Origin of the sequence: Cellulomonas sp. Y8, from assembly GCF_008033115.1 — a bacterium.
Classification (GTDB): Bacteria; Actinomycetota; Actinomycetes; order Actinomycetales; family Cellulomonadaceae; genus Cellulomonas.
Window position 1 is genome coordinate 108992 of sequence record NZ_CP041203.1, and the last position, 25136, is coordinate 134127.

Here is a 25136-nt window from a genome sequence, read left to right on the forward strand (position 1 = left end):
CGCCGCCGCGAGGCGGGCGCCGAACGGCCTCACGCCACGACCCCGGAGCCCCCGGCGACCGCCGCGCCCGCGGCCACCGCGGCCCGGCGACCCGCCGTCGCCGCGTCGTGCTCCTGCAGGCTCGCCACGCCGAACGGCCCGGCCAGCGCCGCCTCGATGCCCTGCACCGCGGCGCCGAGCTGCTGCACGGTCGTGACGATCGCCTTGTCCGCCGCGGTGGTGGCCGCGCGGATCTCGTAGCCGTCGGCCCGCGCGCCCTGCCCGGACGGCGTGTTCACGACGATGTCGACCTCGCCGGCCGAGATGAGGTCGACGATCGTGGGCTCCCCCGCGGGCCCGCGGCCGGACGAGAACTTCCGCACGACCGTCGAGGCGATGCCGTTGCGCTTGAGCACCGCGGCGGTGCCGTCCGTCGCGAGGATCTCGAAGCCGAGCTCCTGGAGCCGCTTCACCGGGAACACGATCGACCGCTTGTCCCGGTCGGCGACCGAGATGAACGCCCGGCCGGAGGTCGGCAGGCCGCCGAACGCCGCCGACTGCGACTTGGCGAACGCCGTCGGGAAGTCGGTGTCGAAGCCCATGACCTCGCCGGTGGACCGCATCTCGGGGCCGAGCACGGTGTCGACCACGGTGCCGTCGCCGGTGCGGAACCGCTTGAACGGCAGCACGGCCTCCTTGACGGCGATCGGCGCGTCCAGGTCGATGACGCTCGCGTCGTCGACCGGCAGCACGCCGGAGGCGCGCAGGTCGGCGATCGACCGGCCGGTCATCACCAGGGCCGCCGCCTTGGCCAGCGGCACGCCCGTCGCCTTGGACACGAACGGCACGGTGCGCGACGCGCGCGGGTTCGCCTCGAGGACGTAGAGCACGTCGGACACCAGCGCGAACTGGATGTTGAGCAGGCCGCGCACGCCGACGCCGGCCGCGATGGCCTCGGTCGACACGCTGATCCGCTGCAGCTCCGACTCCGAGAGCGACACCGGCGGCAGCACGCAGGCCGAATCGCCGGAGTGGATGCCGGCCTCCTCGATGTGCTCCATGACGCCGCCGAGGAACAGCTCGGTCCCGTCGTACAGCGCGTCGACGTCGATCTCGATCGCGTCGTCGAGGAACCGGTCGATCAGCAGCGGGGGCAGCGCGCCGCCGCGGGCGGTCGCCTCGGCCAGCGCGCGCTCGACGTACTCGGTGAGCTGCTCGTCGGAGTAGACGATCTCCATGCCGCGGCCGCCGAGGACGTACGACGGGCGCACGAGCACCGGGTAGCCGATCCGGGCGGCGGTCTCCCGCGCGACCGGCAGCGTGGTGGCGGTGCCGAACGCCGGCGCGGGCAGGCCCGCCGCGGCGAGCACGGCGCCGAACGCGCCGCGGTCCTCCGCGGCGTCGATCGCGGCCGGCGGGGTGCCCAGGATCGGCAGGCCGGCGTCCTCCAGGCGCTGCGCGAGCGACAGCGGGGTCTGGCCGCCGAGCTGCACGATGATCCCGGCGACCGGGCCGGCGGCCTTCTCGGCCTCGTAGACCTCGAGGACGTCCTCGAAGGTCAGCGGCTCGAAGTACAGCCGGTCCGCGGTGTCGTAGTCCGTGGACACGGTCTCGGGGTTGCAGTTGACCATGACGGTCTCGTACTCGCCCTTGAGCGCCAGCGTCGCGTGCACGCAGGAGTAGTCGAACTCGATGCCCTGGCCGATGCGGTTCGGGCCCGAGCCGAGGATGAGCACCGCCGGGCGCTCGCGCGGGGCGACCTCGGTCTCCTCGTCGTAGGACGAGTAGTGGTACGGCGTGCGGGCCGCGAACTCGGCGGCGCAGGTGTCGACCGTCTTGTAGACCGGGCGGACGCCGAGCGCCTGGCGCACCTCGCGCGCCACGTCCTCGCCGATCCCGCGCAGCTGCGCGACCTGGACGTCGGACAGCCCGTGCCGCTTGGCGCGGCGCAGCACCGCGGCCGTCAGCTCCGGCGCGGCGGCGGTCTCCGCGGCGACCTCGTTGATCAGCTGCAGCTGGTCGAGGAACCACGGGTCGATGCCGGTGCGGGCGTACACCTCGTCGACGGAGACGCCGGCGCGCAGCACCTGCTGCACGTCGACCAGGCGGTGCTCGGTCGGGCGGGAGATGGTCGCGACCAGCGCGTCCAGCGCCTCGCCGGTGAGCGCCTCGCCGTCCCAGTGGAACGTCGTGCCCTTCCGGTCGATGGACCGCATGGCCTTGCCGAGCGCCTCGGTGAAGTTGCGGCCCAGGGCCATGGCCTCGCCGACGGACTTCATCGTGGTGGTCAGCGTCGGGTCGGCGGCCGGGAACTTCTCGAACGCGAACCGCGGCACCTTGACGACGACGTAGTCGAGCGTGGGCTCGAACGACGCCGGGGTGGAGCCGGTGATGTCGTTCGGGATCTCGTCCAGCGTGTAGCCGACGGCCAGGCGGGCCGCGATCTTCGCGATCGGGAAGCCCGTGGCCTTGGACGCCAGCGCCGACGACCGCGACACGCGCGGGTTCATCTCGATGACGATGATCCGGCCGGTGTCCGGGTTCACCGCGAACTGGATGTTGCAGCCGCCGGTGTCGACGCCGACCTCGCGGATCACCGCGATGCCGATGTCGCGCAGCCGCTGGTACTCCCGGTCGGTCAGCGTGAGCGCCGGCGCGACGGTGACCGAGTCGCCGGTGTGCACGCCGACCGGGTCGACGTTCTCGATCGAGCAGACGACCACGACGTTGTCCGCCTTGTCGCGCATGAGCTCGAGCTCGTACTCCTTCCAGCCGAGGATCGACTCCTCCAGGAGCACCTCGGTGGTCGGCGAGTAGTGCAGGCCCTGGCCGACGATCCGGCGCAGGTCGGCCTCGTCGTAGGCGATGCCGGAGCCCAGGCCGCCCATGGTGAACGACGGCCGCACGACGACCGGGTAGCCCAGGTCCTCGACGGCGCCCAGCGCGTCGTCGATGGTGTGCACGATCGCCGACCGCGCAGACTCGCCGCCGCAGACCTCGACGACCTGCTTGAACTGCTCGCGGTCCTCGCCCTTCTGGATGGCGGGGATGTTGGCGCCGATCAGCTCGACGCCGTACTCCTCGAGCACGCCGGCCTCGTCCAGCGCGATCGCCGCGTTGAGCGCGGTCTGGCCGCCCAGCGTCGGCAGGATCGCGTCCGGGCGCTCCTTGGCGATGATCGCGGTCAGCACCTCGGTGGTGATCGGCTCGACGTAGGTCGCGTCGGCGAACTCCGGGTCGGTCATGATCGTCGCCGGGTTGGAGTTCACGAGGACGACCCGCAGGCCCTCCTCCTTGAGCACGCGGCACGCCTGGGTGCCGGAGTAGTCGAACTCCGCGGCCTGGCCGATGACGATCGGGCCGGACCCGATGACGAGGACGGAGTGGATGTCGGTGCGGCGAGGCATCAGGCGCCCTTCGTGGTGGAGGTGACGTCGGTGGCCTGGCCGGCGGCGGCGGCACCCTTCTCGGGCTCGCGCATGAGGTCCAGGAACCGGTCGAACAGGTAGGCGGCGTCGTGCGGACCCGCGGCGGCCTCGGGGTGGTACTGCACCGAGAAGGCCGGCAGGTCGAGGGCGGCCAGGCCCTCGACGACGTCGTCGTTGAGGTCGACGTGCGAGACGGTCACGCGGCCGTACCGCCCGCCGTCGTGCGGGGCGACGGACACCTCGTCGAGCGGGGCGTCGACGGCGAAGCCGTGGTTGTGCGCGGTGATCTCGACCCGGCCCGTGGCGCGGTCGAGCACCGGCTGGTTCACGCCGCGGTGCCCGTAGCCGAGCTTGTACGTGCCGTAGCCGAGCGCGCGGCCGAGCAGCTGGTTGCCGTAGCAGATGCCGAAGAACGGGATCTTCCGGTCCAGCACCTCGCGGAGCAGCTCGACCTCGTGGGTCGCCGCGGACGGGTCGCCGGGGCCGTTGGAGAAGAACACGCCGTCCGGGGCGGTGGCGAGCACGTCGTCGATGGACGACTGCGCGGGCAGCACGTGCACCTCGATGCCGCGCTCGGCCATCCGGTTCGGGGTCATCGACTTGATGCCGAGGTCGACGGCGGCGACGCGGGCGACGGGCTCCGCGAGCTCGGCGCCGTCCGGGCCGAGCGCCTTCACGACGTACGCGGCGTCCGTGGAGACCTCGCCGGCCAGGTCCGCGCCCGCCATCTGCGGACGGTCCTGCACCTCGGCGACCAGGTCCTCGGCCGCGCGCCGGCGACCGGCGCCGTCGAGCAGCGCGTCGCCGGACACGATCGCGGCGCGCATCACGCCGCGCTCGCGCAGGTGCCGGGTCAGGGCCCGGGTGTCGAGGCCGGAGATGCCGACGACGCCCTGCGCCGCCAGCTCCTCGTCCAGGCTGCGGTCGCTGCGCCAGTTCGACGCGCGCCGCGCGGGGTCCCGCACGACGTAGCCGGACACCCAGATCCGGCCCGACTCGGGGTCCTCGTCGTTGACGCCGGTGTTGCCGATGTGCGGCGCGGTCATCACGACGATCTGGCGGTGGTAGCTGGGGTCGGTCAGCGTCTCCTGGTACCCGGTCATGCCGGTGTTGAAGACGATCTCGCCCCAGGTGGTGCCGGTGGCCCCGTAGGCCTCGCCGGCGAACGTCCGCCCGTCCTCCAGGACCAGCAGTGCGTCCGTCATGAGCTCTCCTTGGACCCGCCCGCGGCGGGTGTCGATCCGATGAGTGTCTGGGTGGCCGCGCGCAGCTCGTCCGCCTCCTGGCGGTGCCGCAGGCGCAGGCCGGTGTCGAGGCCTCGGGGGTCGTCGACCGGGCTGGGGACCCAGGTCAGCACGACCAGCCCCTCGCCGCCGACGACCTTGCCGGCCATGCCGCCGGAGGTGCCCACCGCGCGCAGCGCCGCGCGCGGGACGAACACGTCCGGCGCCCCTCGTCGTCGCACCACCACGCCGGCCTCGTGGACCGCCACCGTGGCGGCCGAGCGGACGCCGAGGCCGTGCGACCCGACCCGGTCGAGCCAGTCGCCGGAGCGGGTCGTCGACACGTACGTCGCGTCGAGCGGCCCGGTCCGGGCCTCGCCGAGCGCGTCGTCGGCGGGGACGGCCGGCGGCGCGGGGACGGCGTCCGGGCCGCGTCGCAGCCGGCGCCAGCCCTTCGCCATGCCGAGCAGCAGCGCGGCGCCGAGCACGACGAGGATCGTCACGGACAGCCAGGGCGGCATCAGGGCGTCACCCGCCCCGCCGCGAACCGCGGGTCGGCCGGGTCGTCCTGCGGCACGCCGTCGAGCACCGTGGCCCGGCCGCGCAGGAACGTCGCGACGACCCGGCCCGGCAGCTCCCGGCCGCGCAGCGGCGAGTTCGCGGACGCGGTGGCCTGCCGCTCGGGCTCGACCACGCGACGCTGCTCCGGGTCGACCAGCACGAGGTTGGCCGGCTCCCCCACCGCGATCGGGCGGCCGTGGCCCTCGACGCGGCCGATCCGCGCGGGGTTGGTCGACAGCACCCGGGCGACGTCCGCCCAGGTCATCCGGCCGGTGTCGACCATCGTCTGCTGCACGACCGACAGCGCGGTCTCCAGCCCGGTCATGCCGAACGCGGCCGCCGCCCACTCGCAGTCCTTGTCCTCGCGGGTGTGCGGGGCGTGGTCCGTGGCGACGATGTCGATCGTGCCGTCCGCCAGGCCCTCGCGGACCGCGTCGACGTCGGCCTGCGTGCGCAGCGGCGGGTTCACCTTGAACACCGGGTCGTAGCCGCGGGCCTCCTCGTCCGTGAGGACCAGGTGGTGCGGGGTGACCTCGGCGGTGACGTCGATGCCGCGCGACTTCGCCCAGCGGACGATCTCCACCGAGCCGGCCGTCGACAGGTGGCACACGTGCAGCCGCGAGCCGACGTGCTCGGCCAGCAGCACGTCGCGGGCGATGATCGCCTCCTCCGCGACGGCGGGCCACCCGGCCAGGCCGATCTCGGCGGACACGACGCCCTCGTGCATCTGGGCGCCCTCGGTCAGCCGGGGCTCCTGCGCGTGCTGGGCGATCACGCCGTCGAACGCCTTCACGTACTCCAGCGCGCGGCGCATCAGCACCGGGTCGTGCACGCACTTGCCGTCGTCGCTGAACACCCGGACCCGGGCGGCGGAGTCGGCCATCGCGCCGAGCTCGGCGAGGTGCTCCCCCGCCAGGCCCACGCTGACCGCGCCCACCGGGTGCACGTCGGTCCAGCCGGCCTGGGCGCCGAGCCGCCACACCTGCTCGACGACGCCGGCCGTGTCCTGCGTCGGGGTGGTGTTCGCCATCGCGTGCACCGCGGTGAACCCGCCGGCCGCCGCGGCGCGGGTGCCGGACGCGATCGTCTCGGCGTCCTCCCGGCCGGGCTCGCGCAGGTGGGTGTGCAGGTCGACCAGGCCGGGCAGCAGCACCATGCCGGTCGCGTCGACGACGTCGAGGTCGTCGGGCGCGTTCTCGGCCGCATCGCCGGCCTCCGGGCCGATCGCCGCGACCAGGCCGCCGGCGACCAGGACGTCGGTGGGCTCGCCGCCGAGGATGCGGACGTCCTTGAGCAGGTACTGCGCGGTCATGCGGTGGCTCCGGCGGTCGTGGCGGGCGCGGCGGCGGCGGCGGGGGTGCTGGTCAGGGCGGGGACGGCGCCGGTCGCGGGGGTCGCGCCGGCGGTGTCGCCGTCGCCCGCGAGCAGCAGGTAGAGCACCGCCATGCGCACGGCCACGCCGTTCGCGACCTGCTCGACGATCACGGCCCGCGGGGAGTCCGCCGCGTCCGCGGAGATCTCCAGCCCGCGGTTCATCGGCCCGGGGTGCAGCACGATGCTGTGGTCCGGCAGCGTGGCGAGGCGGCGCGCGTCCAGGCCGTAGAGCCGGGTGTACTCCAGCGGGCTCGGGAAGAACCCGCCGCCCGCCGTCGACATCCGCTCGCGCTGCACGCGCAGCATCATCACCGCGTCGGGGCCCTGGGCGAGGACGTCGTCCAGCCGGTAGGACACCTCGGCCGGCCAGGGGCCGACGCCGACGGGCAGCAGCGTCGGCGGGGCCACCAGGGTGACGCGGGCGCCGAGGGTGTGCAGCAGGTCGACGTTCGACCGGGCGACCCGGCTGTGCAGCACGTCGCCGACGACCGCCACGTGCAGGCCGGCGAGGTCGTTGCCGACGCCGTCGGGGTTGGTGGCGCTGCCCGTCAGGTGCCGGCGGATCGTGAACGCGTCGAGCAGCGCCTGCGTCGGGTGCTGGTGCATCCCGTCGCCGGCGTTGACCACCGCGGCCTCGGTCCAGCCGGCGTGCGCGAGCGTGTGCGGAGCGCCGGACGCCTGGTGCCGGATGACGATCGCGTCCGCGCCCATCGCCTGCAGGGTCAGCGCGGTGTCCTTGAGCGACTCGCCCTTGGACACGCTCGACCCCTTGGCCGAGAAGTTGATGACGTCCGCGCTCAACCGCTTGGCGGCCGTCTCGAACGAGATGCGCGTGCGGGTCGAGTCCTCGAAGAACAGGTTGACCACCGTGCGGCCGCGCAGCGTCGGCAGCTTCTTGATCTGCCGGCCCTGCGTCGCGGCCATCTGCGCGGCCGTGTCGAGGACGCGGATCGCGGCGGCGCGGTCGAGGTCGGCCGTGGACAGCAGGTGCCTCATCGCGGGCCCCCCTCGATGACGACCTCGGTGCGGCCGTCCGTCTCGGCGAGCAGCACGCGCACGCGCTCCGCCGTCGACGTCGGGAGGTTCTTGCCGACGAAGTCCGCCCGGATCGGCAGCTCGCGGTGCCCGCGGTCCACCAGGGCGGCGAGCTGCACCGCCCGCGGGCGGCCCAGGTCGTTCAGGGCGTCCAGCGCCGCGCGGATCGTGCGGCCGGAGTACAGCACGTCGTCCACCAGCACGACGACCTTGCCGTCGATGCCACCCCCGGGGACCGTCGTGGCCCCGATGCTGCGGGTGGGGTGCTGGGCCAGGTCGTCGCGGTACATCGTGACGTCCAGGCTGCCGACCAGGTCCTCGGCCACCAGGCCGGGCTCCACGGCCGCGAGCCGCGCCGCGAGGCGGTGGGCCAGCGGGACGCCGCGGGTCGGGATGCCGAGGACGACGAGGTCGTCGCCGCCCTTGTTGCGCTCGAGGATCTCGTGGGCGATGCGCGTCAGCGCGCGGGCCACGTCCTGCTCGCCCAGGACGACGGTGCTGCCGGTGGCTGCTGCGTCGTCGGGCACGGGGGTACCGGAGGTCATCCGGGCCGCTCCTTCCCCGCCTCACGGGACGGTGTTAAAGGAATGCTCGTTCCCCGGCACCTTACACAGCGGTCGCGGCTGCGGCCCGCCGCGTCCACGCCGCGGCCTGCGTGACCCGCACCACGCCCCCGCTGCGCACAGCCCTGCGCCCACCCGCCGCCGCGCCACGTCCGCCGAGATGGCAACTCTCGGCTGTGTCGGGTGGCCCACGCACAGCCGAGAGTTGCCATCTCGGCACCGGCCGCAGCGCGGAGACGCAGGACGGCCCCCGTCCAGCCCAGAGGCGGCGGGGGCCGTGCGTGCGCGGGCGGGTCAGGCCAGCAGGGTCGGCTTCAGGTCGACCAGGCGGCCCAGCAGGCCGTTGACGAAGCCCGGGGACTCGTCGGTCGAGAGGCTGCGGGCCAGCTCGACCGCCTCGTCCACGGCGACCGCGTCGGGCACGTCGTCGTTGAACAGGATCTCCCACGTGCCGATCCGCAGGAGCTCGCGGTCGACCGCGGGCATCCGCTCGATCGTCCAGCCGTGCGAGTGCGTCGCGATGACCTCGTCGATCCGGGCGCGCTGCGCCTGGACGCCCTCGACCAGCTCCACCGAGTACTGCGGCAGGGCCGCCTCGGTGCCGGGCTGCGCGATGCGGTCCGCGAGCACGGTCAGCGGGTCGAGCCGGCGCTGCTCCGCCTCGAAGAGGACGTCGAGGGCCCGCTTGCGGGCCTTGGTGCGAGCTCCCACCTCAGTCGTTCACGCGACCCAGGTAGCTGCCGTCGCGGGTGTCGACCTTGACCTTGGTGTCCGACTCCAGGAACAGCGGGACCTGGATCTGGTAGCCGGTCTCCAGCGTCGCGGGCTTGGTGCCGGCCGAGGAGCGGTCGCCCTGCAGGCCCGGCTCGGTGTAGGTGACCATGAGGGTCACCGACGGCGGGAGCTCGACGTACAGCGGCACGCCGTCGTTCGTCGCGACCATCGCGCTGGTGCTCTCGAGCATGAAGTTCGCGGCGTCGCCGACGGTGGCGGCCGGGACGGTGATCTGGTCGTAGGTGTCCGTGTCCATGAACACGAAGTCCTCGCCGTCCTTGTACAGGTACTGCATGTCGCGCTTGTCGACGTTCGCCGTCTCGACCTTGGTGCCGGCGTTGAACGTGCGGTCGACGACCTTGCCCGAGAGGACATTCTTCAGCTTGGTGCGGACGAACGCGCCGCCCTTGCCGGGCTTCACGTGCTGGAACTCGATGACCGTCCAGAGCTGGCCGTCGATCCTCAGCACGGTGCCGTTCTTCAGGTCGTTCGTCGTCGCCACGTGTCGCTGCTTCCTGTTCTGGGTGCGTCTGCCGGGCCGCCACGCGCTCCCGCGGGTCGCGGGCGGGGCTGGGCCGCCGACCATCCTAGCGCGCGGGACCGCCCGGCGACCGCGCTGCTCCGGCGCGCGGCGCACCGGGTCCTCCGCGGCCACCACCCGGCCGGGCCGCGCACCCGGCGTCAGAGGTTCCCGGCGAGCGTCCGGCGCGCGTCCTTCGCGGCGAAGAGGTCGGCGTCGGCGCGGTCGAGGAGGCTGCGCACGCCGTCCTCGGGCCGGAGCGTCGCGACGCCCGCGCTGGACGAGAGCGCCTGCCCGGCCGCCGCCGTGGCCGCCCACCGCCGGGCACCGGCCTCGCCGACGCCCGGGAGCACCGCGAGGAACTCGTCGCCGCCGACGCGCCCGAGGACCGCCCGGGGCGGGAGCGCCGCGCGCCACGCCGCGGTCAGGGCCGCCATGAGGTCGTCGGCCCCGAGGTGGCCGTGCCGGGCGTTCACCACCTTGAAGTCGTCGATGTCGAACGCCACGACGCTCAGCGGCGCGCCGCTCCGCAGGGCGCGCGGGACCAGGTCGGCCACGCGCTCGTAGAACGAGCCGCGGTTCAGCGCCCCGGTGAGGTGGTCGGTGCGGGCCTGGCGCCGCAGCCGCTCGGACTGCTGCGCCATCAGCCAGGACGACAGCAGCGCCATCGTGCTCGCCGCCACCACGATCACCGGGTGCACCGAGGCGGGCGCGAACGTCGCGGACAGGGCGATCGCGGCCACCACGACCCCGGCGACCACCGCCGCGCGCCGGCGCTCGAGCGCATACGCCGCGAACTGCCCCGCGACGACGAACCCGAGTGCGAACACCACGACGCCCTGCGCGGTGTGGCACGAGGTCACGAGGACCGCGGACACGACGACACCCACGATCACCACGACCTGCGTGCTCCGCTGGTGCACCGGCAGCGCGAGCAGGAGCCCGCACAGGACCACGTCGACGGCCGACACCACGAGCCACCACTGCGCGGGCGAACGGGTCGGCGGGCCAGATGCCGCCCAGCGCGGTCACGACCCGCCATGACGAAGAGCCCGATCGCCAGGTGGTCGCGCGCGGAGACGTCGCGGTCCTCCCCCGGGCCCACCTGGTCTCCGCGCATGCGTCTCCATCGGGAGGCGTTGCCCGTGACTGGACCGCTGGATCGGGTGAAGACGGGCGCACAGGGCGCGGTGACTCCCGGGCGTGCGCCACGTGCCCGGCGACGGCTCGGCGCGGCGCGCCCAGGCACGCGGCCCGGGGGCCTCACGCGGGCGGGGAGGTCGACGTACCCGAGGTCACCAGCGCGAGCAGGTGGCACCGAGGACAGCACCGGCGCGACGGTGAGCCCGGACGGAGCCCGGTCCGCAGGTGCGTAAGCCGGTCGCCGCTCGTCCCCGGCTGCACCCGGTCACGGGATCAGGGCGCACGAGGACCCCCGGCAGATCTCGTTCTCCGGCATGGCGTACGCCAGGAAGCCACCGACCACGAGCCAGTAGAGCAGGTCACGGTTGCCGGGGATCGACCACCAGCTCGCCCGCCAGCCCTCGGGGCGGCGCGCCGCGATCCACCGCGCGCGGTCGCGGTCCGTCACGAGGTAGCGAACTCCGGCGACGAGCGCCGCGCCGAGCGACGCACCCGATGCCCGTTCCCCGAGGGTGAACCAGGTCTCCTGCCCCGTCAGCAGACCGGCGACCACCCCGATCCCGAGCAGCACGACGCTGAAGAGCGCGGCAGCCAGCCCCAGGAGAGCGAGCAGGGCCTGGCGCAGCTCGACGTTCGGATGGTTCGCGAACGCGCCGTCCACCTGGGACCGCACCGACTCGAGCCGCGGGATCCCCGCGGTCCGCTGCCGCAGCAGGAACCCGCACGTGGCGAGGGCGACCACCCAGATCCGCCCGATCAGCCGTGCGGAACCACGGGGTCGGCTCACCTCGTGAGCAACCAGCGTCCGAGCACCCCGATGCCCGCCGCCCACACCAGCGACGCCAGCGTGCCGATCACGAACCGCTCCGACACCGCCGGGTCGTCGCCCGCGCGCAGCTCCGGGTACCGGCCGAGGCCCTTGACCGCGACGACGACCGCGACCCCGCCGGGCTCGCCCGCCAGCAGCGTGCCCGTGATCGCCAGGCGCTCCAGCACGCCGATCCAGGTGCCGCCGCGCAGCTTCGCGCGGGCGCGGTCGCTGTCGGGACCGTCGCCGAGCGCGCGGGCGTTCGCGTCGCCGTCCGCGCCGGGGTTGACCCGGCCCTTGCGGTAGTCGCGCGGGTGGTCGTTGGCGGGACCCGCCGCGGGACCCGACCCGCCCGCCGCGACCGTCGGGCGCGCGGCCCCGGGCGAGCGCCGCCCGCCCCGGTCCGCCAGCCGCAGCACGCCCGCCGCGGCGACCCAGCCGAGGCCGACGCTGACCGCCAGCGCGCCCACGACCAGCGCGGTCCCCCACAGCGTCGTCACGCGCGCTCCTCCGGCTCGTCGGCGGCGGGGTCGTGCTCCCCGTCGGCCGACCCATCGTGGCCGGACCCGCCCGCGAGCCGCAGCAGGCGCGCCGCCGCGGGCCGGGCAGCGACCTCCTCGGCCCACAGCGCGGCCCGCAGCCGGGCGCTCACCGCCTGCTGGCTGATCCCGAGCGCGGCGGCGACGTCCTCCTGCCGAGCCGGCGGCTCTCCTGCCGGACGCGCGACGAGGTCGACGACCGACCACCCCGCGGCGGTGCGCCGCGCGACGACGGAGCCCAGGAGCGTCAGCACGCCCTCCGCCTCGGCCGCCAGCTCCGGGTCCGGGCCGCGCACGGCCAGCGGCACGGCGCGCAGCCGCGACTTCGCCGCCTCGACGGCTTCGCGCGCGTGGATGAACGCGGTGCCGGACCCGGCGCGGGACGACGCCGGGAGCGGGGTGTCCACGACGCCCGCGCCGATGCCGACGCTCCACCCCCCGGTGCGCACCAGGTGCAGGGCCAGCGCGACGACGAGGTCGGCGTCGGCGAGGACCGCCTGGACCTCGTCGCCGACCGTGCGCTCGAACGGCAGCACGACCGCCCCGGGCGCCGCGTCGACGAGCGGCGAGGCAGTGGTCAGCCCGGCGAGCAGCGCCTCGACGCGGTCACCGACCCGTCGACTGCCCTCCTGGTCCACGGTCAGGGTCCACATGGGTCCAGGCTAGGACCTGGTACGGCTCGTTACAACCTCTGGGGGTTGTACTGGCACCAACAACCCTGCGGGGTTGTATCGGGTCAGCCCAGCGAGATGCCCCGCACCGGGGCCACGCCCTCGGAGATCTCCGCGTACGCGGCCACGAGCAGCGACGGGTCAGGCCCCTCGAGCCGGGACGGCCGCGCCACGTCGTCGAGCACCACGAACCGCAGCAGGTCGCCCCGGGTCTTCTTGTCCCGGCGCATGGCGGCGTGCAGCTGGTCCCACCGGTCCCCGCGGTACGCGGTCGGCAGCCCGAGGCCCGTGAGGATCGACCGGTGCCGGGCGACGACCGCCTCGTCCAGCCGACCGGCGAGCCGCGCCAGCTCGGCGGCGTACACCATGCCGACCGACACGGCCGCGCCGTGCCGCCAGGAGTACCGCTCGACGTGCTCGATCGCGTGGCCCAGCGTGTGGCCGTAGTTGAGGATCTCGCGCAGGCCGGCCTCCTTGAGGTCCTCCCCCACGACGCGGGCCTTCACGGCGACCGACCGCTCGACCAGCTCCGCGAGCACGTCCGACGACGCGGCGCGTGCGGGGTCGGTGATCTCCGCGCCGTGCGCCTCGACCAGCTCGAGGATCCGCGGGTCGGCGATGAAGCCGCACTTCACGACCTCGCCCAGCCCGGCCACGTAGTCGTGCTTCGGCATGCTCGCCAGCGCCGCGAGGTCGCACAGCACGCCGGCCGGCGGGTAGAACGTGCCGACCAGGTTCTTGCCCTCGACCGTGTTGATCCCGGTCTTGCCGCCGACGGCCGCGTCGACCATCGCCAGCAGCGTCGTCGGGACGTGCACGACCTTGACGCCGCGGAGCCAGGTCGACGCGACGAAGCCCGCCAGATCGGTGGTCGCACCGCCGCCGAGGCCGATCACCGCGTCGCTGCGCGTGAAGTCCGCCTGCCCCAGCACCTGCCAGCAGAACGACGCCACCTGCGCCGACTTGGCCGGCTCGGCGTCCGGCACCTCGGCGAGCAGCGCCTCGTAGCCCTGCGCCGTCAGGTCCTCGCGCACCGCGTCGGCGGTCGCCGCCAGCGCGGTCGGGTGGATGACCAGCACCTTGCGGACGCCGTCGCCCAGCAGCCGGGGCAGCTCGCCCAGCAGGTTGCGCCCGATCACCACCTCGTACGGCTGGTCGCCCGTGACCTGCACCGTGCGCGTGCTCATGCCCCGCTCCCGTCCTCGCCCGTCGTGCCGTCGTCCCCGGGCTCGCCCGCCCGCAGGTCGGCCAACGCCGCCTCGATCCGCTCCGCCACGGCCGCCGGCGTGATGCCGTCCGTCGAGACGACCACCGTCGCGACCGCCTGGTACACCGGCCGCCGCTCCGCCATCAGCGCCTGCCACTTCGCCCGGGGGTTGCCGAGCAGCAGCGGGCGCGACTGGTTGAACCCGACACGCGGCGCGGCGTGCCGCAGGCTGACGTCGAGGAACACCACGACGCCGCCGGCCTCCCGGTACGCCGCCAGCGCCTCCTGGGTCGCCGGGTGCAGCACAGCGCCGCCGCCGAGCGCCAGCACGCCGTCGTGCTCGTCGAGCGCGACGCGGACCGCCTCGTGCTCGAGCTCGCGGAACCGGGGCTCGCCGTCCTCGACGAAGATGTCCGTCACCGGCTTGCCGGCCACCGCCTCGACGTCGCTGTCGGTGTCCCGCTCCGCGAGCTGCCAGCGGCCGGCCAGCGCGTGCGCGACCGTCGACTTGCCCGACCCGGGCGGGCCGACCAGGACGACCCGCGGGCGGGCGGGTCATCGCAGCAGGTCGGGGACGGACGTGACGTACGCGTCGAGGTTCCGGCGCACCTCGCCCACCGAGTCGCCGCCGGTCTTCTCCAGCAGCGCGTCGGCGACGACGAGCGCCACCATCGCCTCCGCCACGACCGCCGCCGGCGGCACCGCGGCACACGTCGGAGCGCTGGTGCTGCGCCTTCGCGGGCTCGGCGCTCGACGTGTCGACCGTGTCGAGCGCGCGCGGCACCGTGGAGATCGGCTTCATCGCGGCGCGCACGCGCAGGATCTCGCCGTTCGTCATGCCGCCCTCGAGGCCACCCGCGCGGTTGCTGCGCCGGCGGATGACGCCGTCGGCGTCCCGCTCCATCTCGTCGTGCGCCTGCGAGCCGCGCCGGGTCGCGGTGCGGAAGCCGTCGCCGACCTCGACGCCCTTGATCGCCTGGATGCCCATCAGCGCGCCCGCGAGGCGGGCGTCGAGCCGCCGGTCCGCGTGCACGTACGAGCCGAGCCCGGACGGCAGGCCGTAGACCAGCACCTCCACGACGCCGCCGAGCGTGTCGCCGTCCTTGTGGCACTCGTCGATCTCCGCGACCATCGCCGCCGAGGTCGGCGCGTCGAAGCAGCGCACCGGGTCGGCGTCCAGCGCCGCGACGTCGTCGGGGGTCGGCAGCGCCGCGCCGTCCGGGGTCGCGACCGGGCCGATGCCGACCACGTGCGACACCAGCCGGATGCCGGCGGCCTGCTCGAGGAACCGCGCCGCGACGGTACCGAGCGCCACGCGGGCGGCGGTCTCGCGCGCCGAGGCGCGCTCCAGCACCGGACGGGCGTCGTCGAACGCGTACTTCCGCATGCCGACGAGGTCGGCGTGGCCCGGCCGCGGTCGGGTCAGCGGGGCGTTGCGCGCGCGGTTCAGCTTCTCGGGGTCGTCGACCGGGTCGGACGACATCACGTCGACCCACTTGGGCCACTCGGTGTTGCCGATCTCGATCGCGACCGGACCACCCTGCGACTCGCCCAGGCGCACGCCGCCGAGGATCCGCACCTCGTCCTGCTCGAACTTCATGCGCGCGCCGCGGCCGTAGCCGAGCCGGCGCCGCGCCAGGGCGTCGCGGATGTGGGCCGACTCGACCTGCACACCCGCGGGCAGGCCCTCGAGGACGCCCACCAGGGCGGGGCCGTGCGACTCACCGGACGTCAACCAACGGAGCATGGACGGGATCTTCCCACGTCGCCGGGACACGACCGCGCCCCGGTCCACGTCGTGGGCCGGGGCGCGGGGTGGTGCGTTCAGCTGGAGGCGCCGGAGCCCGTGAACGGGTTCCGGTCGCCGGACGGGAGCGGCGCGGTCGGGTCCTCGGGGACGGCGGTGGGCGGCCCCGCTCGCGGACGAGAGCACGAACGCCGAGACCGCGACGGCGACCTCCACGTCTCCCTCGACGACAGCCGGACGTCCGTCGACGGCATCCGCCGGCTCCAGCCGGGTCAGCGTCAGGTCGCCGGCGAAGAAGTAGCGCTGCGTGCCGCGCTGCAGCTGGTCGATGAACGTCCGCACGTTCTCGTACGGGCCCACCACGTCGACCGAGATCGGCAGCGAGTAGAACCCGTCCAGGTCCATGACGTCCTGGACGAACGCGCTCGCGAGCGCGTCGGCGAGCGGGTCACCGCTCGCCTCCGCGGCCGCCGCCACCTCTCGTCTGCGGCCGCCTGCTCCTCGGCGGTCGCCTCGTCGGGCGACGGGGCGTCGCCCTCCGACTCGCCGTCGGCGGCAGCGTCGTCGGCGGCCGGGGTCTCGGGCTCCGGGGCGATCCACTCCTGCGCCGCACCGGGCGACGAGGAGACCAGCGTGACGCCCGACGCGGTCGCGATGGCGTCGATCTCCCGGAGCATCGCGCTGATGTCCGCGCGCTGCGGCACGCGGGTCTGCGCGCTCGCCAGCGCGGTGCGGTACTCGTCGATGTGCGAGAACTGCTCCTTGAGGTCTGCGACCTCACCCGCCAGGTCGTCGTTCGAGGCGACGAGCGCCTCGGTCTGCGCGTCGAGCTCGCCCGCCTCGTCCAGCTGCGGCTTCACCAGCAGGAACGCGCCGAGGCCCAGCACCACCGCGCACAGCAGCGAGGTGCCGATCACCCAGTTCTTGAAGGAGTTCATCAGGGCAGCTCCCCCATGAGTCGGAGCGAGAACGCGGACGTGGTCACCTGGACGGTGCCGGTGACGTCGTAGGCGGAGGCGTCGTTGCGCTTCACGACGGACACCCGCGGGTCGTCGAAGCCGCGGACGCCGTCGAACGCGTCGAGCAGCGCGGCGATGTCGACGGGCGTCGCCGACGTGCCGGTGAAGGTCAGCTGCACGACGCCGGGCGTCACGAGCGGGTCGGGCACGCCGGTGGTCGCCGGATCCGCCGCGGTGACCAGGGTCTGCAGCGACATGTCGGGCGGCAGCACCGCGGAGACGGCGCCGAGGTAGTCCGACCAGAGGATCTCCCCGGACGAGGCGATCACGGTCGCCTTGCCCATCCGCGTGATGTCGTCGAGCACCGGGGTCACCTCGGCGTACGTCTTCTTCTCCGTCAGGAGCGAGTCGGTGCGCGCCTGCTCGGCGGTCAGGTCGTCCTGGGCGCCGCCCACGATCAACGTGCCCACGAACCAGGCGACACCCACCAGCACGATCGCGAGGAGCACCGCCAGCCCGAACCACCCCCGGACCTCGCGCAGCCGCTGCACGGCGCGGACGCTGTCCGGCAGCAGGTTGACCTGCGGCAGACCCCGGCTGATCACGGTGGCCTCCCCCGGCTGCTTGCCGCCGCGCTGCTGCTGCCGCTCCGCCAGTGCCGTCATGCCGCCACCCCGTAGGCCAGGCCGGTCGACAGCGCGACCAGCGATCCCATGCCGTCGAGCGAGCCCGCGGCGACCGACTTGCCGACGCGGACGCCCGACAGCGCGTCCCCGAGGACCGCGGGGAGCCGGCTCGCGCTCGACAGGTACTGCCCGAGCCCGTCCAGGTGGGCACCGCCGCCGGTGAGGACGACGACCTCGATGCCCTGCCCCGGGTGCGTGCCGGCGTAGTAGACGAAGGTGTTGCGGATCGCCTCGACCAGCGCGCGCGTCACGTCACCCACCGCGCTCTGCACCGCCGGGTCCGCCCCGGGGTAGCCCAGTCCGGTCGCCCGCTTGGTCTGCTCCGCCTCGGGCTGAGCCACGCCCAGCGCCGACGCGACCGCATCCGTGATGTTCTGGCCGCCCATCGGCAGGACGCGCACCAGGCGGGGGGTCGTGCCCTGCGCGACGACCACGGTGGTGATCCGTGCGCCGATCTCGACGTAGGCCGCGATGCGACCCGCGAGCTCGCCGCGGGCCAGGGCCCGGACCAGGGCGAAGGCGTTGTGGTCCACCATCGTCGGACGGAGCCCGGCGGCCTCCACGGCCAGCAGGTTCGCCGTCACCGTGTCCCGGGGGGCGGCGATGAGCTGCCCGCGGACGACCCGGCCCTGCGGGCCCTCGACCTCCTCCGTCGGGAGGAAGTCCAGGAGCGTGTCGTCCACCGACACCGGCAGGATCTCCTGGACCTGGTACGGCAGCGAGGCCCGCAGCTGTGCGAGAGGCATCCAGGGCAGCTCCATCTCGCGCACGACCACGCGCTGGTTGCCGACCCCGATGACGACGTCCTTGCTGCTGAACTTGGACTGGTGCCAGAGCCGCTTCAGCGCGTCGGCCACGACCGTCTGGTCCGTCACCTCGCCGTCGCGCACCGTGCCGACCGGCAGGGCGACCTGGCCGTAGCGCAGGAGCGTGGGCGGGTTCTTCCCACCAGGCCCTCCGCTCCCGAACTCGAGCTCGGCGGCGCGGACGGCAGTGCTGCCGATGTCCAGGCCGATCACGCGTGCAGAACCCACCTCAGGTCCTTCCGACGGGGGGATGACTCGTGGGACTCATCGGCCGCGACCTGCGCGGTCTTGAGACGTCCCACCTGACTGGCGCGCGAGGTCACCCGCACGCCCCGTTCACAGGCCCAGGAGGCCCAGGTACCACTGCCCGACCGCGGGGCCGGCGACGAGCCCGACCCACGCGCCCGCGATGAGGAAGGGGCCGAACGGGATCGCGGACTTGCGCCCCGCCCGTCGGCGCGCCAGCAGCACGACGGCGAACAGGCCGCCGAGCAGGAAGCCGGCGAACCAGCCGACGAGGACCGCCGACCAGCCGATCCACCCCAGGTAGAGACCGAGCACGCCGGCGAGCTTCACGTCACCGAGGCCCATGCCGGCCGGGTAGACCAGGAAGATCACCAGGTACGCGCCGCCGACCGCGAGGCCTCCCAGCACGGCCCGGAGGAACACCTCACCCCCGGCGTCCGACCCGGGCCCCCAGCACGCCAGCGCGAGGAGCGCGAGCGCGACCGGGTAGGACGGGAGCACGATCGCGTCCGGCAGCCGGCGGACGTCGAGGTCGATGAGCGCCAGCGCGACGCTCACCGCCGCCAGGTACCAGAACGCCGGCAGCGACCAGCCGAACCCCTGCCAGACCAGCACTTCGACGAACGCGACGGCGGTCACGGCCTCGACCGCGGGGTACCGCGCGGAGATCGGCTCGCCGCAGTCCCGGCACCGGGCCCGCAGCAGCAGCCAGGACAGGACCGGCACGTTGTCCCGGGCGCGGACGGCGTGTCCGCACCGGGGGCACGCGCTCGGCGGGTGCACCACCGACTCGCCCCGAGGGACGCGCCAGACGACGACGTTGAGGAACGACCCCAGCACCAGGCCGAGGAGGCCGACCGGCGCCGCGAGCAGGATCACGGTCGTCCCTGCCCGGTGGTCACGAGTCCCCCGGGTCGAGGTTGTAGCGCGCGGTCTGATCGAACGCGTACAGCGCGCTGGACGGGCCCTCCATGCCGGGCGGCGTCATGTCCGAGTGCACGATCGTGGTCGCGACCGAGGCCTGCAGCTGACAGGTGTACACCGAGCCGTGCAGGTTGACCGTGTTGGTGAAGCTGGTCTTCCCGTTCGTGTACAGCAGGACGTCGACGTTGGGGTCGAACGTGACCGAGTTCTTCAGGTCGAGCGTGCCCTTCGCGGACGAGGGCAGCGTGGCCGAGCAGGTCGTGGCGCCCGCCGGGACCGGGACGATGATCCGGAGCTTGGCACCGTTCTTCGTCGAGGAGACGCGGAACGAGTTGTTCACGGAGAAGCTCTTCACCACGATGGTGAGGTCGTCCTTGAGGTTCAGGACGATGTTCTGGAAGTTGACGTCGCAGGTCCGCGCGTCGATGACGGTCGGGACTGCGGGCGAGGTCATGGGGCCGTTGATCCCGTAGTTGGCGGCGTCCGCGCTGCACGTGCCCGCGGCGCGCCCCGACGCCCAGGACGGCGCGTTGTTCGCGGCCGCGCTCTCGTTGATCCAGGTGCTGACGTTCTTGACCGGCCAGCCGGCCTTCTGGACGTCCTCCCACGTGATCGCGGGCATGACCTCGGCCGGCGGGGCGTCCGGCGCCGCGCTCGGGCTGTTGGCCGTGTAGCCGCCCTGGAACACGGTGCTCATCGTCGCGGCTCCGGTGATCGCACCGCCCGCGCGCCCGTAGCCCGTGACGATCGGTCCGGTGTTGCTCGCGGAGATGCCGCCTGCCGCGGAGATCATGTTGCCGCCCACCCGCGGCGTCGCCGTGGTGAGCTGGATCGGGCCCTTGGTGCGGAACGTCCCGCCGATCTTGCACCCGTTGGTCAGGCTGGACGTCCCGGCGCCGGCCGCGGTCACGTCGCCCGTGACGGAGCCGGCCGAGCTGCACGTGTACGTCCCACCGGCGGCGACGCTGTTGGCGATGCAGCCGTTCGTGATCGACACGTTGCCCGTTGCGCTCACCGGCCCGATGATCGCGCCGGAGCTGTTGCAGCCGTAGTCGCCGTTCGCGTGCAGGCCGCCGCCCTGGATGTTGAACGTGTTCGTCGCGGTGAACGACGAGCCGGAGAAGATGCCGTAGCCGAACAGCGAGCCGCCCGACGGCACGTCGGTGACCGCCAGGCGCTGCTTCACGGTGCGCGTCGCCGTGCGCTCGCCGTCCGCGGTGTTGATCGAGACGTCCGAGGTCGCCGTGACCTCGGCCTCCACGACCGGCATCGAGGTCGGGATCGGGCAGTTGAAGGCCGTGCCGCCCTCGGTGCGGTAGCGCAGCGTGACCTCGGTGCTCGACGACCCCGCCGGGGTCACCTCGCTGTACGGCAGCGAGCAGGGGAAGGTCGTCTCCGCGCCCTTGGTGTAGAGCGACATCTGCGACAGCGTCCGGTCGACGGCGTCCTCCGCCGACGCCTGCGCCTGCACCTGCGCGCGGGCCCGCGCGCTGGTGCCGGTCGCGAACGACACCGTCGCGACCATGGTGACGCTGACGATGGCGACGACCGCCGCGATGGCGATCACGGTCACCAGGGCGCTGCCGCCGTCGCGCGGGACGGACCGGAGACGTCGGATCAGAAGCATGTGGTCCCGCCTGTGCTCGTGCCCTGCGGCCGCGGGATGGCGGCCGACGTGATGGTGAGGCTCGACCCGTCCTGGCCGTCGGTGACCTCGAACCGGATGTGCGCACCGGTGGTGCCCTCGGCCGTGAAGACCGGCAGCCCCGCTCCCCCGCTCGTCGAGGCGTGCACGCCGTCGAGCGCGACCGACCACGCGCTGAGGTCGGACGTCGCCGTGAGGCCCGCGGTCGGCGCGCCGGCGCCGGGCGCACCTCGCGTCGTGCGGAGCTCGCCCGAGGCGGTGTCCAGGTACCAGCCGCGGCACACGAACGACGCGGGGTCGGCGTCGTCGTCGCCGACGCGCGTCTTGACCAGCAGCAGGCGGCCGCCGAAGTCGGACGGCGTGCGCACCGTCACCGCGTTCCGCAGCGCACCCTGCATGTCGGTGAGCACGATCTGCGAGGCGCTCGAGGCGGTCGCCTGCGCGCGGACGTCGCGCTGCGTGACGAGGGTCCGGACGATCAGCGTGCCCACGATCGCGAGCACGATGCCCGACAGGACCATGTACGCCAGCAGCTCGGCCAGCGACATGCCCGCGTCGGGGGTGGCGCGCGCGGCGCGGAGGGCGCGGAGGTCGACGGCGCGGCGGAGTCGGTGCACGGCGCTCAGTCCTTCCCGACCCAGATGCGCGACGTGACCGTCGCGGTGACCGGACGCGCGCTCGCGTTGGTGTTCGCCCGGACCGTCACGGTGTACGGGACGAGGCCGTCCACGTCCGGGCAGGTGATCGACGACGCCGCCGTCTCGGTCACCTCGAAGTCGATGCCGCGCGAGTCGTGCACCGCCCCCTCCGCCGTCGCGGCGGAGCTGGCGAGGTGCGCCTTCAGCTGCGTGCAGGAGGTGGCGGCGGACCGGGCGCGCTCGAGCTGCTGGTTCGCGATCTGGCTCGCGGTCGCCAGCTGGGCGGCGCGGGCGGCCTGCACGGTCGAGGCGAACAGCAGGGGCAGCGCGGCGGCCATCACGATCCCGAAGATCGCCATCGCGACGAGGATCTCGATGATGCCGACGCCGGCGTCGGCGGGGCGCCGGTGCGCGCCGTCGGCCTCGGTGTGCTGCTGCGCCACGTGCTGCCCTCCTCGCGGGTGCTGGGGTCCGGCCGGCCCGGTGGCTGCCGGGTGGTGTCGCGCCGATGGGGCGGGGCCGCGTGCTCGCGTGCCCCGCCCCGTCGGGTGGTGCGGTGTGGCCCGAAGGTCACGGGTTGGTGGTGCCGCCCGTGGTGGTCTTCTCGGTGATGCCGCCGGTCTCGTCGACGATGAAGACCTTGCCCGTCGAGGAGGTCGCCTCGATCTCGAACTCGCCGGCCGCGATGGTGACGGACGAGTCGCCGGTGACGCCGGCGGACCAGGCGAACTTCGCCGTGGCGGAGGTGGTGCCGGGGGTGTCGGTGTTGCCGAAGGTGATGGTGGTGGCGTTCGGCGAGTCGACCAGCGCCGACGCGACCGCGATCTTCGCGTTGCCCAGGTCCGACTTCGCGGCCGAGTCCTTGGCCTTCGCCTGCTGGTTCAGGTACACCGGCACCGCGATGGCGGCGAGGATGCCGATGATGATGATGATGACCACGAGGAGCTCGACGAGCGTGAAGCCCTGCTCCTTGTTCTCCATGGCCTTGCGGTAACGAGCGATCACGCTGTGCTCCCGAGTTCGATGTGAAATGTCCAGATCCACCGGCCCGCGAAGGCCGGGGAAGTCGTGCACCCATTGCATCGTCCGGGACCCACCCCGACTTGAGTCGTCAGAACGGGTGACGTTTGGTTCACCCGTTCGGACGCCCCGCCGCGGTCACTCGATCAAGTTGAAGACATTGAAGATCGGCAGGTAGAGCGCGACGATCATGCCGCCGACGACCACGCCGAGGAACGCGATCATGAGGGGCTCGATGAGGCTCGTGAGCTGCTCGGTGGTCGACTCGACCTCCTGGTCGTAGAACTCCGCGACCTTCTCGAGCATCGTCTCCATCGCGCCCGAGTCCTCGCCCACGGCGAGCATCTGCACGACCATCGGCGGGAAGACCGGGTGCTGCCCGAGCGGGCCGGACAGCGTCTCACCTCGGCGGACGGCTTCCTGGACGTCGGCGACGGCGCGTTCGATCGCCCAGTTGCCGGAGGTCTGCCCGACGATCTCGAGGGCCTGCAGCAGCGGCACGCCGGCGCCCATCATGGTCCCGAAGTTCCGGGCGAACCGGGCGACCGCGATCTTCCGCATCAGCTGCCCGAAGACGGGCATCTTGAGCTTGATCGGATCGACCTTCTCGCGGATGGCGGGGTCGTTCTTGTGCTTCCGCCACCACCCGATCGCGACCACGATCACGGCGACCAGCGGGACCGTCGCCCACTTCATGACATTCGAGATATACACCAGGATCAATGTCGGGACGGGCAGCGTCCCGCCGAGGTCGGCGTACATGTCCCGGAATACCGGGACGATGAAGATGAGCATCGCGGCGACCGCGACGATCGCCATGATGAACACCATGACGGGATAGGTCATCGCCGACTTGATCTTGGACCGGAGCTTGACCTCGGCCTCGTAGTTCTCGGCCACCGACACGAGCGACTTCTCCAGGAAGCCGCCGACCTCGCCCGCGCGGATGATGTTGATCATCAGCGGCGGGAAGGCGTCCTTGTGCTTGGACAGCGCGGAGGACAGCGACTGCCCGACCTCGACGTCGCTCCGCACCGAGCCGAGGACCTTCGCGAGCGGCTTGCTCTCGGTCTGGTCGGCGAGGATCGACAGCGTCCGGATCAGGGACAGGCCGGCCGAGATCATCGTCGCCATCTGGCGCGACATGACGGCGAGGTCCTTGAGCGTGATCTTCTCGCCGAAGCCGGGGATGGTGATCTCGCGCTGCAGGCCGGTGGTCTGCACCTCGGTGATCGAGGTGGGCGCGAGCCCCATGGTGCGCAGCCGGTTCGCGACCGCGGCCTGGTTGGCCGCCTCGATCCGGCCCTTGACGACCTTGCCCTCGCGGTCGCGGACCGCGTACTCGTAGACCTTGGCGTCCGCCATCAGTGGGTGCTCCCGGGCTGCGCGTAGGGGGCCGGCGGCGCGACCGGCGGGTAGGACGACGACTCGTACAGCGCGTTCTGCGCCGGCGCGCCGCCCTGCGCCATCGGGGCGGCAGCGCCGAAGCGCCCGGTGAGGCGGTTGAAGTCCTCGGCGTGGTGGCACTTCTCGAGGCCGGTCTCGTACGAGATGCGCCCGGCCTTGACCAGGTCCGCGAGGTGCTGGTCCATCGTGTGCATGCCCTGCTGCGAGCCCGCCTGCATCGCCGAGTAGATCTGGTGCGTCTTGCCCTCGCGGATGAGGTTCCGGACGGCCGGGGTCGCGACCAGCACCTCGGTCGCCACGGTCCGGCCGGTGCCGTCGGCGCGCTTGCACAGCGCCTGGCAGACCACGCCCTGGATCGCGCCGGCGAGCTGGGTGCGGACCTGGGCCTGCTGGTGCGACGGGAAGACGTCGATGATGCGGTCGATCGTCTGGGCGGCGTCCTGCGTGTGCAGGGTGGCGAAGACGAGGTGGCCGGTCTCGGCCGCGGTCAGCGCGACGGAGATCGTCTCGAGGTCGCGCATCTCGCCGACGAGGATGATGTCGGGGTCCTGACGCAGCACGTGCTTGAGCGCGTTCGCGAACGAGTGGGTGTCCTCCCCCACCTCGCGCTGGTTGATGAGCGCCTTCTTGTGCCGGTGCAGGAACTCGATCGGGTCCTCGACCGTCATGATGTGGTCGGGCCGGGTGCGGTTGGCCAGGTCGATGATCGACGCGAGCGTCGTCGACTTGCCCGAACCGGTCGGCCCGGTGACCAGCACCAGCCCGCGCGGCAGGCCTGCGAAGTTCGCCACGACCGGCGGCACGCCGAGCTGCTCGAGCGGCTTGATCTCGTAGGGGATCACGCGGAACGCCGCACCGATCGACTCACGCTGCTGGTACAGGTTCAGGCGGAACCGCGCGAGCCCTCGCACCGAGTAGGAGAGGTCCAGCTCGAGGTTGGCCTCGAACTTCTCCCGCTGCTTCTGGGTGAGGACCGCGTAGAGCGCGCGGCGCAGCCCCTCGCCCTCGAGCGCGGGGAAGCCTTCGAGCGGGCGGAGCGAGCCGGAGATGCGGACCGTCGGCGGAGCGCCGATGGTCAGGTGCAGGTCCGAGGCGCCGATCTGGACCATCGCGGCGAGCGCCTCGTCGAGGTCGAGGTCGCCCTCTTGCCGCTGCAGTCCCATGCCGGGGCGCGCCGTGCCGGCACGCATCGCCGCTCGGGTGCCGGCGGGGGCGGCTGCGCGCGCGGGGCCG

At 73.4% G+C, this 25136-nt stretch carries 24 protein-coding genes and 1 pseudogene; all 25 read right to left on the bottom strand.

Going from position 1 to position 25136, the window contains the following annotated elements; translation table 11 throughout:
• Positions 1-29: 29 nt before the first annotated feature.
• Positions 30-3386, bottom strand: a complete 3357-nt coding sequence (carB, locus tag FKM96_RS00520; protein WP_147793610.1) for a carbamoyl-phosphate synthase large subunit — start codon at positions 3384-3386, stop codon at positions 30-32.
• Positions 3386-4612: a glutamine-hydrolyzing carbamoyl-phosphate synthase small subunit gene (carA, locus tag FKM96_RS00525; RefSeq protein ID WP_147793611.1), complete on the bottom strand. Its 1227-nt coding sequence runs from the start codon at positions 4610-4612 to the stop codon at positions 3386-3388. The genes carB and carA overlap by 1 nt, the downstream gene beginning before the upstream one ends.
• Entirely contained in the window at positions 4609-5151 is a 543-nt protein-coding gene (locus FKM96_RS00530; protein ID WP_147793612.1) for a hypothetical protein, read from the bottom strand. The genes carA and FKM96_RS00530 overlap by 4 nt, the downstream gene beginning before the upstream one ends.
• Positions 5151-6503 carry a dihydroorotase gene (locus FKM96_RS00535; protein WP_147793613.1) on the bottom strand — a complete coding sequence of 451 codons (1353 nt, stop codon included), beginning with the start codon at positions 6501-6503 and terminating at the stop codon, positions 5151-5153. The genes FKM96_RS00530 and FKM96_RS00535 overlap by 1 nt, the downstream gene beginning before the upstream one ends.
• Positions 6500-7561, bottom strand: a complete 1062-nt coding sequence (locus tag FKM96_RS00540) for an aspartate carbamoyltransferase catalytic subunit (protein WP_147793614.1) — start codon at positions 7559-7561, stop codon at positions 6500-6502. The genes FKM96_RS00535 and FKM96_RS00540 overlap by 4 nt, the downstream gene beginning before the upstream one ends.
• Positions 7558-8145 carry a bifunctional pyr operon transcriptional regulator/uracil phosphoribosyltransferase PyrR gene (gene pyrR, locus FKM96_RS00545; protein ID WP_147793615.1) on the bottom strand — a complete coding sequence of 196 codons (588 nt, stop codon included), beginning with the start codon at positions 8143-8145 and terminating at the stop codon, positions 7558-7560. Before pyrR ends, FKM96_RS00540 begins: the two co-directional genes overlap by 4 nt.
• Before the next feature lie 312 nt (positions 8146-8457).
• A complete protein-coding gene (nusB, locus tag FKM96_RS00550) occupies positions 8458-8874 on the bottom strand; it encodes a transcription antitermination factor NusB (protein WP_147793616.1) in 417 nt (138 codons plus the stop codon).
• Position 8875: 1 nt separating this feature from the next.
• The gene (efp, locus tag FKM96_RS00555; protein ID WP_147793617.1) at positions 8876-9439 is read right to left on the bottom strand and encodes an elongation factor P; all 564 of its coding nucleotides are present in this window, start codon (positions 9437-9439) and stop codon (positions 8876-8878) included.
• Positions 9440-9618: 179 nt separating this feature from the next.
• Positions 9619-10428 (bottom strand): GGDEF domain-containing protein, encoded by an 810-nt coding sequence (locus FKM96_RS00560; RefSeq protein WP_147793618.1) that lies wholly within the window; start codon positions 10426-10428, stop codon positions 9619-9621.
• 437 nt (positions 10429-10865) lie between these two features.
• Positions 10866-11387, bottom strand: coding sequence for a hypothetical protein (locus tag FKM96_RS00565; RefSeq protein WP_147793619.1), 522 nt, complete (start codon positions 11385-11387; stop codon positions 10866-10868).
• Positions 11384-11908: a hypothetical protein gene (locus tag FKM96_RS00570; protein ID WP_246855113.1), complete on the bottom strand. Its 525-nt coding sequence runs from the start codon at positions 11906-11908 to the stop codon at positions 11384-11386. The genes FKM96_RS00565 and FKM96_RS00570 overlap by 4 nt, the downstream gene beginning before the upstream one ends.
• Positions 11905-12600: a hypothetical protein gene (locus FKM96_RS00575; protein ID WP_210417332.1), complete on the bottom strand. Its 696-nt coding sequence runs from the start codon at positions 12598-12600 to the stop codon at positions 11905-11907. Before FKM96_RS00575 ends, FKM96_RS00570 begins: the two co-directional genes overlap by 4 nt.
• Positions 12601-12683: 83 nt before the next feature.
• A complete protein-coding gene (gene aroB, locus FKM96_RS00580; RefSeq protein WP_147793620.1) occupies positions 12684-13805 on the bottom strand; it encodes a 3-dehydroquinate synthase in 1122 nt (373 codons plus the stop codon).
• The gene (locus FKM96_RS00585) at positions 13802-14359 is read right to left on the bottom strand and encodes a shikimate kinase (RefSeq protein ID WP_147793621.1); all 558 of its coding nucleotides are present in this window, start codon (positions 14357-14359) and stop codon (positions 13802-13804) included. Before FKM96_RS00585 ends, aroB begins: the two co-directional genes overlap by 4 nt.
• Before the next feature lie 21 nt (positions 14360-14380).
• Positions 14381-15572 (bottom strand): annotated as a pseudogene (gene aroC / locus FKM96_RS00590) (chorismate synthase).
• 278 nt (positions 15573-15850) lie between these two features.
• On the bottom strand, positions 15851-16510 hold the full coding sequence (locus FKM96_RS20435) for a hypothetical protein (RefSeq protein ID WP_168216827.1): 660 nt from the start codon (positions 16508-16510) through the stop codon (positions 15851-15853).
• On the bottom strand, positions 16510-17196 hold the full coding sequence (locus tag FKM96_RS00605; protein WP_147793624.1) for a PilN domain-containing protein: 687 nt from the start codon (positions 17194-17196) through the stop codon (positions 16510-16512). The genes FKM96_RS20435 and FKM96_RS00605 overlap by 1 nt, the downstream gene beginning before the upstream one ends.
• A complete protein-coding gene (gene pilM, locus FKM96_RS00610; protein ID WP_147793625.1) occupies positions 17193-18251 on the bottom strand; it encodes a type IV pilus assembly protein PilM in 1059 nt (352 codons plus the stop codon). Before pilM ends, FKM96_RS00605 begins: the two co-directional genes overlap by 4 nt.
• Positions 18252-18359: 108 nt before the next feature.
• Positions 18360-19148, bottom strand: coding sequence for an A24 family peptidase (locus FKM96_RS00615; protein WP_147793626.1), 789 nt, complete (start codon positions 19146-19148; stop codon positions 18360-18362).
• 19 nt (positions 19149-19167) lie between these two features.
• Complete coding sequence (locus FKM96_RS00620) at positions 19168-20820, bottom strand: hypothetical protein (protein WP_147793627.1); 1653 nt, start codon at positions 20818-20820, stop codon at positions 19168-19170.
• Complete coding sequence (locus FKM96_RS00625) at positions 20811-21455, bottom strand: PilW family protein (RefSeq protein ID WP_147793628.1); 645 nt, start codon at positions 21453-21455, stop codon at positions 20811-20813. Before FKM96_RS00625 ends, FKM96_RS00620 begins: the two co-directional genes overlap by 10 nt.
• Positions 21456-21460: 5 nt before the next feature.
• A complete protein-coding gene (locus tag FKM96_RS00630; RefSeq protein ID WP_147793629.1) occupies positions 21461-21919 on the bottom strand; it encodes a prepilin-type N-terminal cleavage/methylation domain-containing protein in 459 nt (152 codons plus the stop codon).
• A gap of 127 nt (positions 21920-22046) precedes the next feature.
• Positions 22047-22550 carry a prepilin-type cleavage/methylation domain-containing protein gene (locus tag FKM96_RS20925; protein ID WP_210417333.1) on the bottom strand — a complete coding sequence of 168 codons (504 nt, stop codon included), beginning with the start codon at positions 22548-22550 and terminating at the stop codon, positions 22047-22049.
• An 84-nt stretch (positions 22551-22634) separates the two neighbouring features.
• Positions 22635-23861, bottom strand: coding sequence for a type II secretion system F family protein (locus tag FKM96_RS00640; RefSeq protein ID WP_147793630.1), 1227 nt, complete (start codon positions 23859-23861; stop codon positions 22635-22637).
• Positions 23861-25093, bottom strand: a complete 1233-nt coding sequence (locus FKM96_RS00645; protein WP_305764241.1) for a type IV pilus twitching motility protein PilT — start codon at positions 25091-25093, stop codon at positions 23861-23863. Before FKM96_RS00645 ends, FKM96_RS00640 begins: the two co-directional genes overlap by 1 nt.
• Between the last annotated feature and the right edge of the window lie 43 nt (positions 25094-25136).

Coding starts and splice junctions, on each gene's coding strand:
- FKM96_RS00640 (WP_147793630.1), bottom strand. CDS start 23,861: ATGGCGGACGCCAAGGTCTACGAGTACGCGGTCCGCGACCGCGAGGGC.
- FKM96_RS00540 (WP_147793614.1), bottom strand. CDS start 7,561: ATGAGGCACCTGCTGTCCACGGCCGACCTCGACCGCGCCGCCGCGATC.
- FKM96_RS00620 (WP_147793627.1), bottom strand. CDS start 20,820: ATGCTTCTGATCCGACGTCTCCGGTCCGTCCCGCGCGACGGCGGCAGC.
- FKM96_RS20435 (WP_168216827.1), bottom strand. CDS start 16,510: ATGAACTCCTTCAAGAACTGGGTGATCGGCACCTCGCTGCTGTGCGCG.
- carA (WP_147793611.1), bottom strand. CDS start 4,612: ATGACGGACGCACTGCTGGTCCTGGAGGACGGGCGGACGTTCGCCGGC.
- FKM96_RS00535 (WP_147793613.1), bottom strand. CDS start 6,503: ATGACCGCGCAGTACCTGCTCAAGGACGTCCGCATCCTCGGCGGCGAG.
- FKM96_RS00530 (WP_147793612.1), bottom strand. CDS start 5,151: ATGCCGCCCTGGCTGTCCGTGACGATCCTCGTCGTGCTCGGCGCCGCG.
- FKM96_RS00645 (WP_305764241.1), bottom strand. CDS start 25,093: ATGCGTGCCGGCACGGCGCGCCCCGGCATGGGACTGCAGCGGCAAGAG.
- FKM96_RS00605 (WP_147793624.1), bottom strand. CDS start 17,196: ATGACGGCACTGGCGGAGCGGCAGCAGCAGCGCGGCGGCAAGCAGCCG.
- pyrR (WP_147793615.1), bottom strand. CDS start 8,145: ATGACCTCCGGTACCCCCGTGCCCGACGACGCAGCAGCCACCGGCAGC.
- aroB (WP_147793620.1), bottom strand. CDS start 13,805: ATGAGCACGCGCACGGTGCAGGTCACGGGCGACCAGCCGTACGAGGTG.
- FKM96_RS00575 (WP_210417332.1), bottom strand. CDS start 12,600: ATGTGGACCCTGACCGTGGACCAGGAGGGCAGTCGACGGGTCGGTGAC.
- carB (WP_147793610.1), bottom strand. CDS start 3,386: ATGCCTCGCCGCACCGACATCCACTCCGTCCTCGTCATCGGGTCCGGC.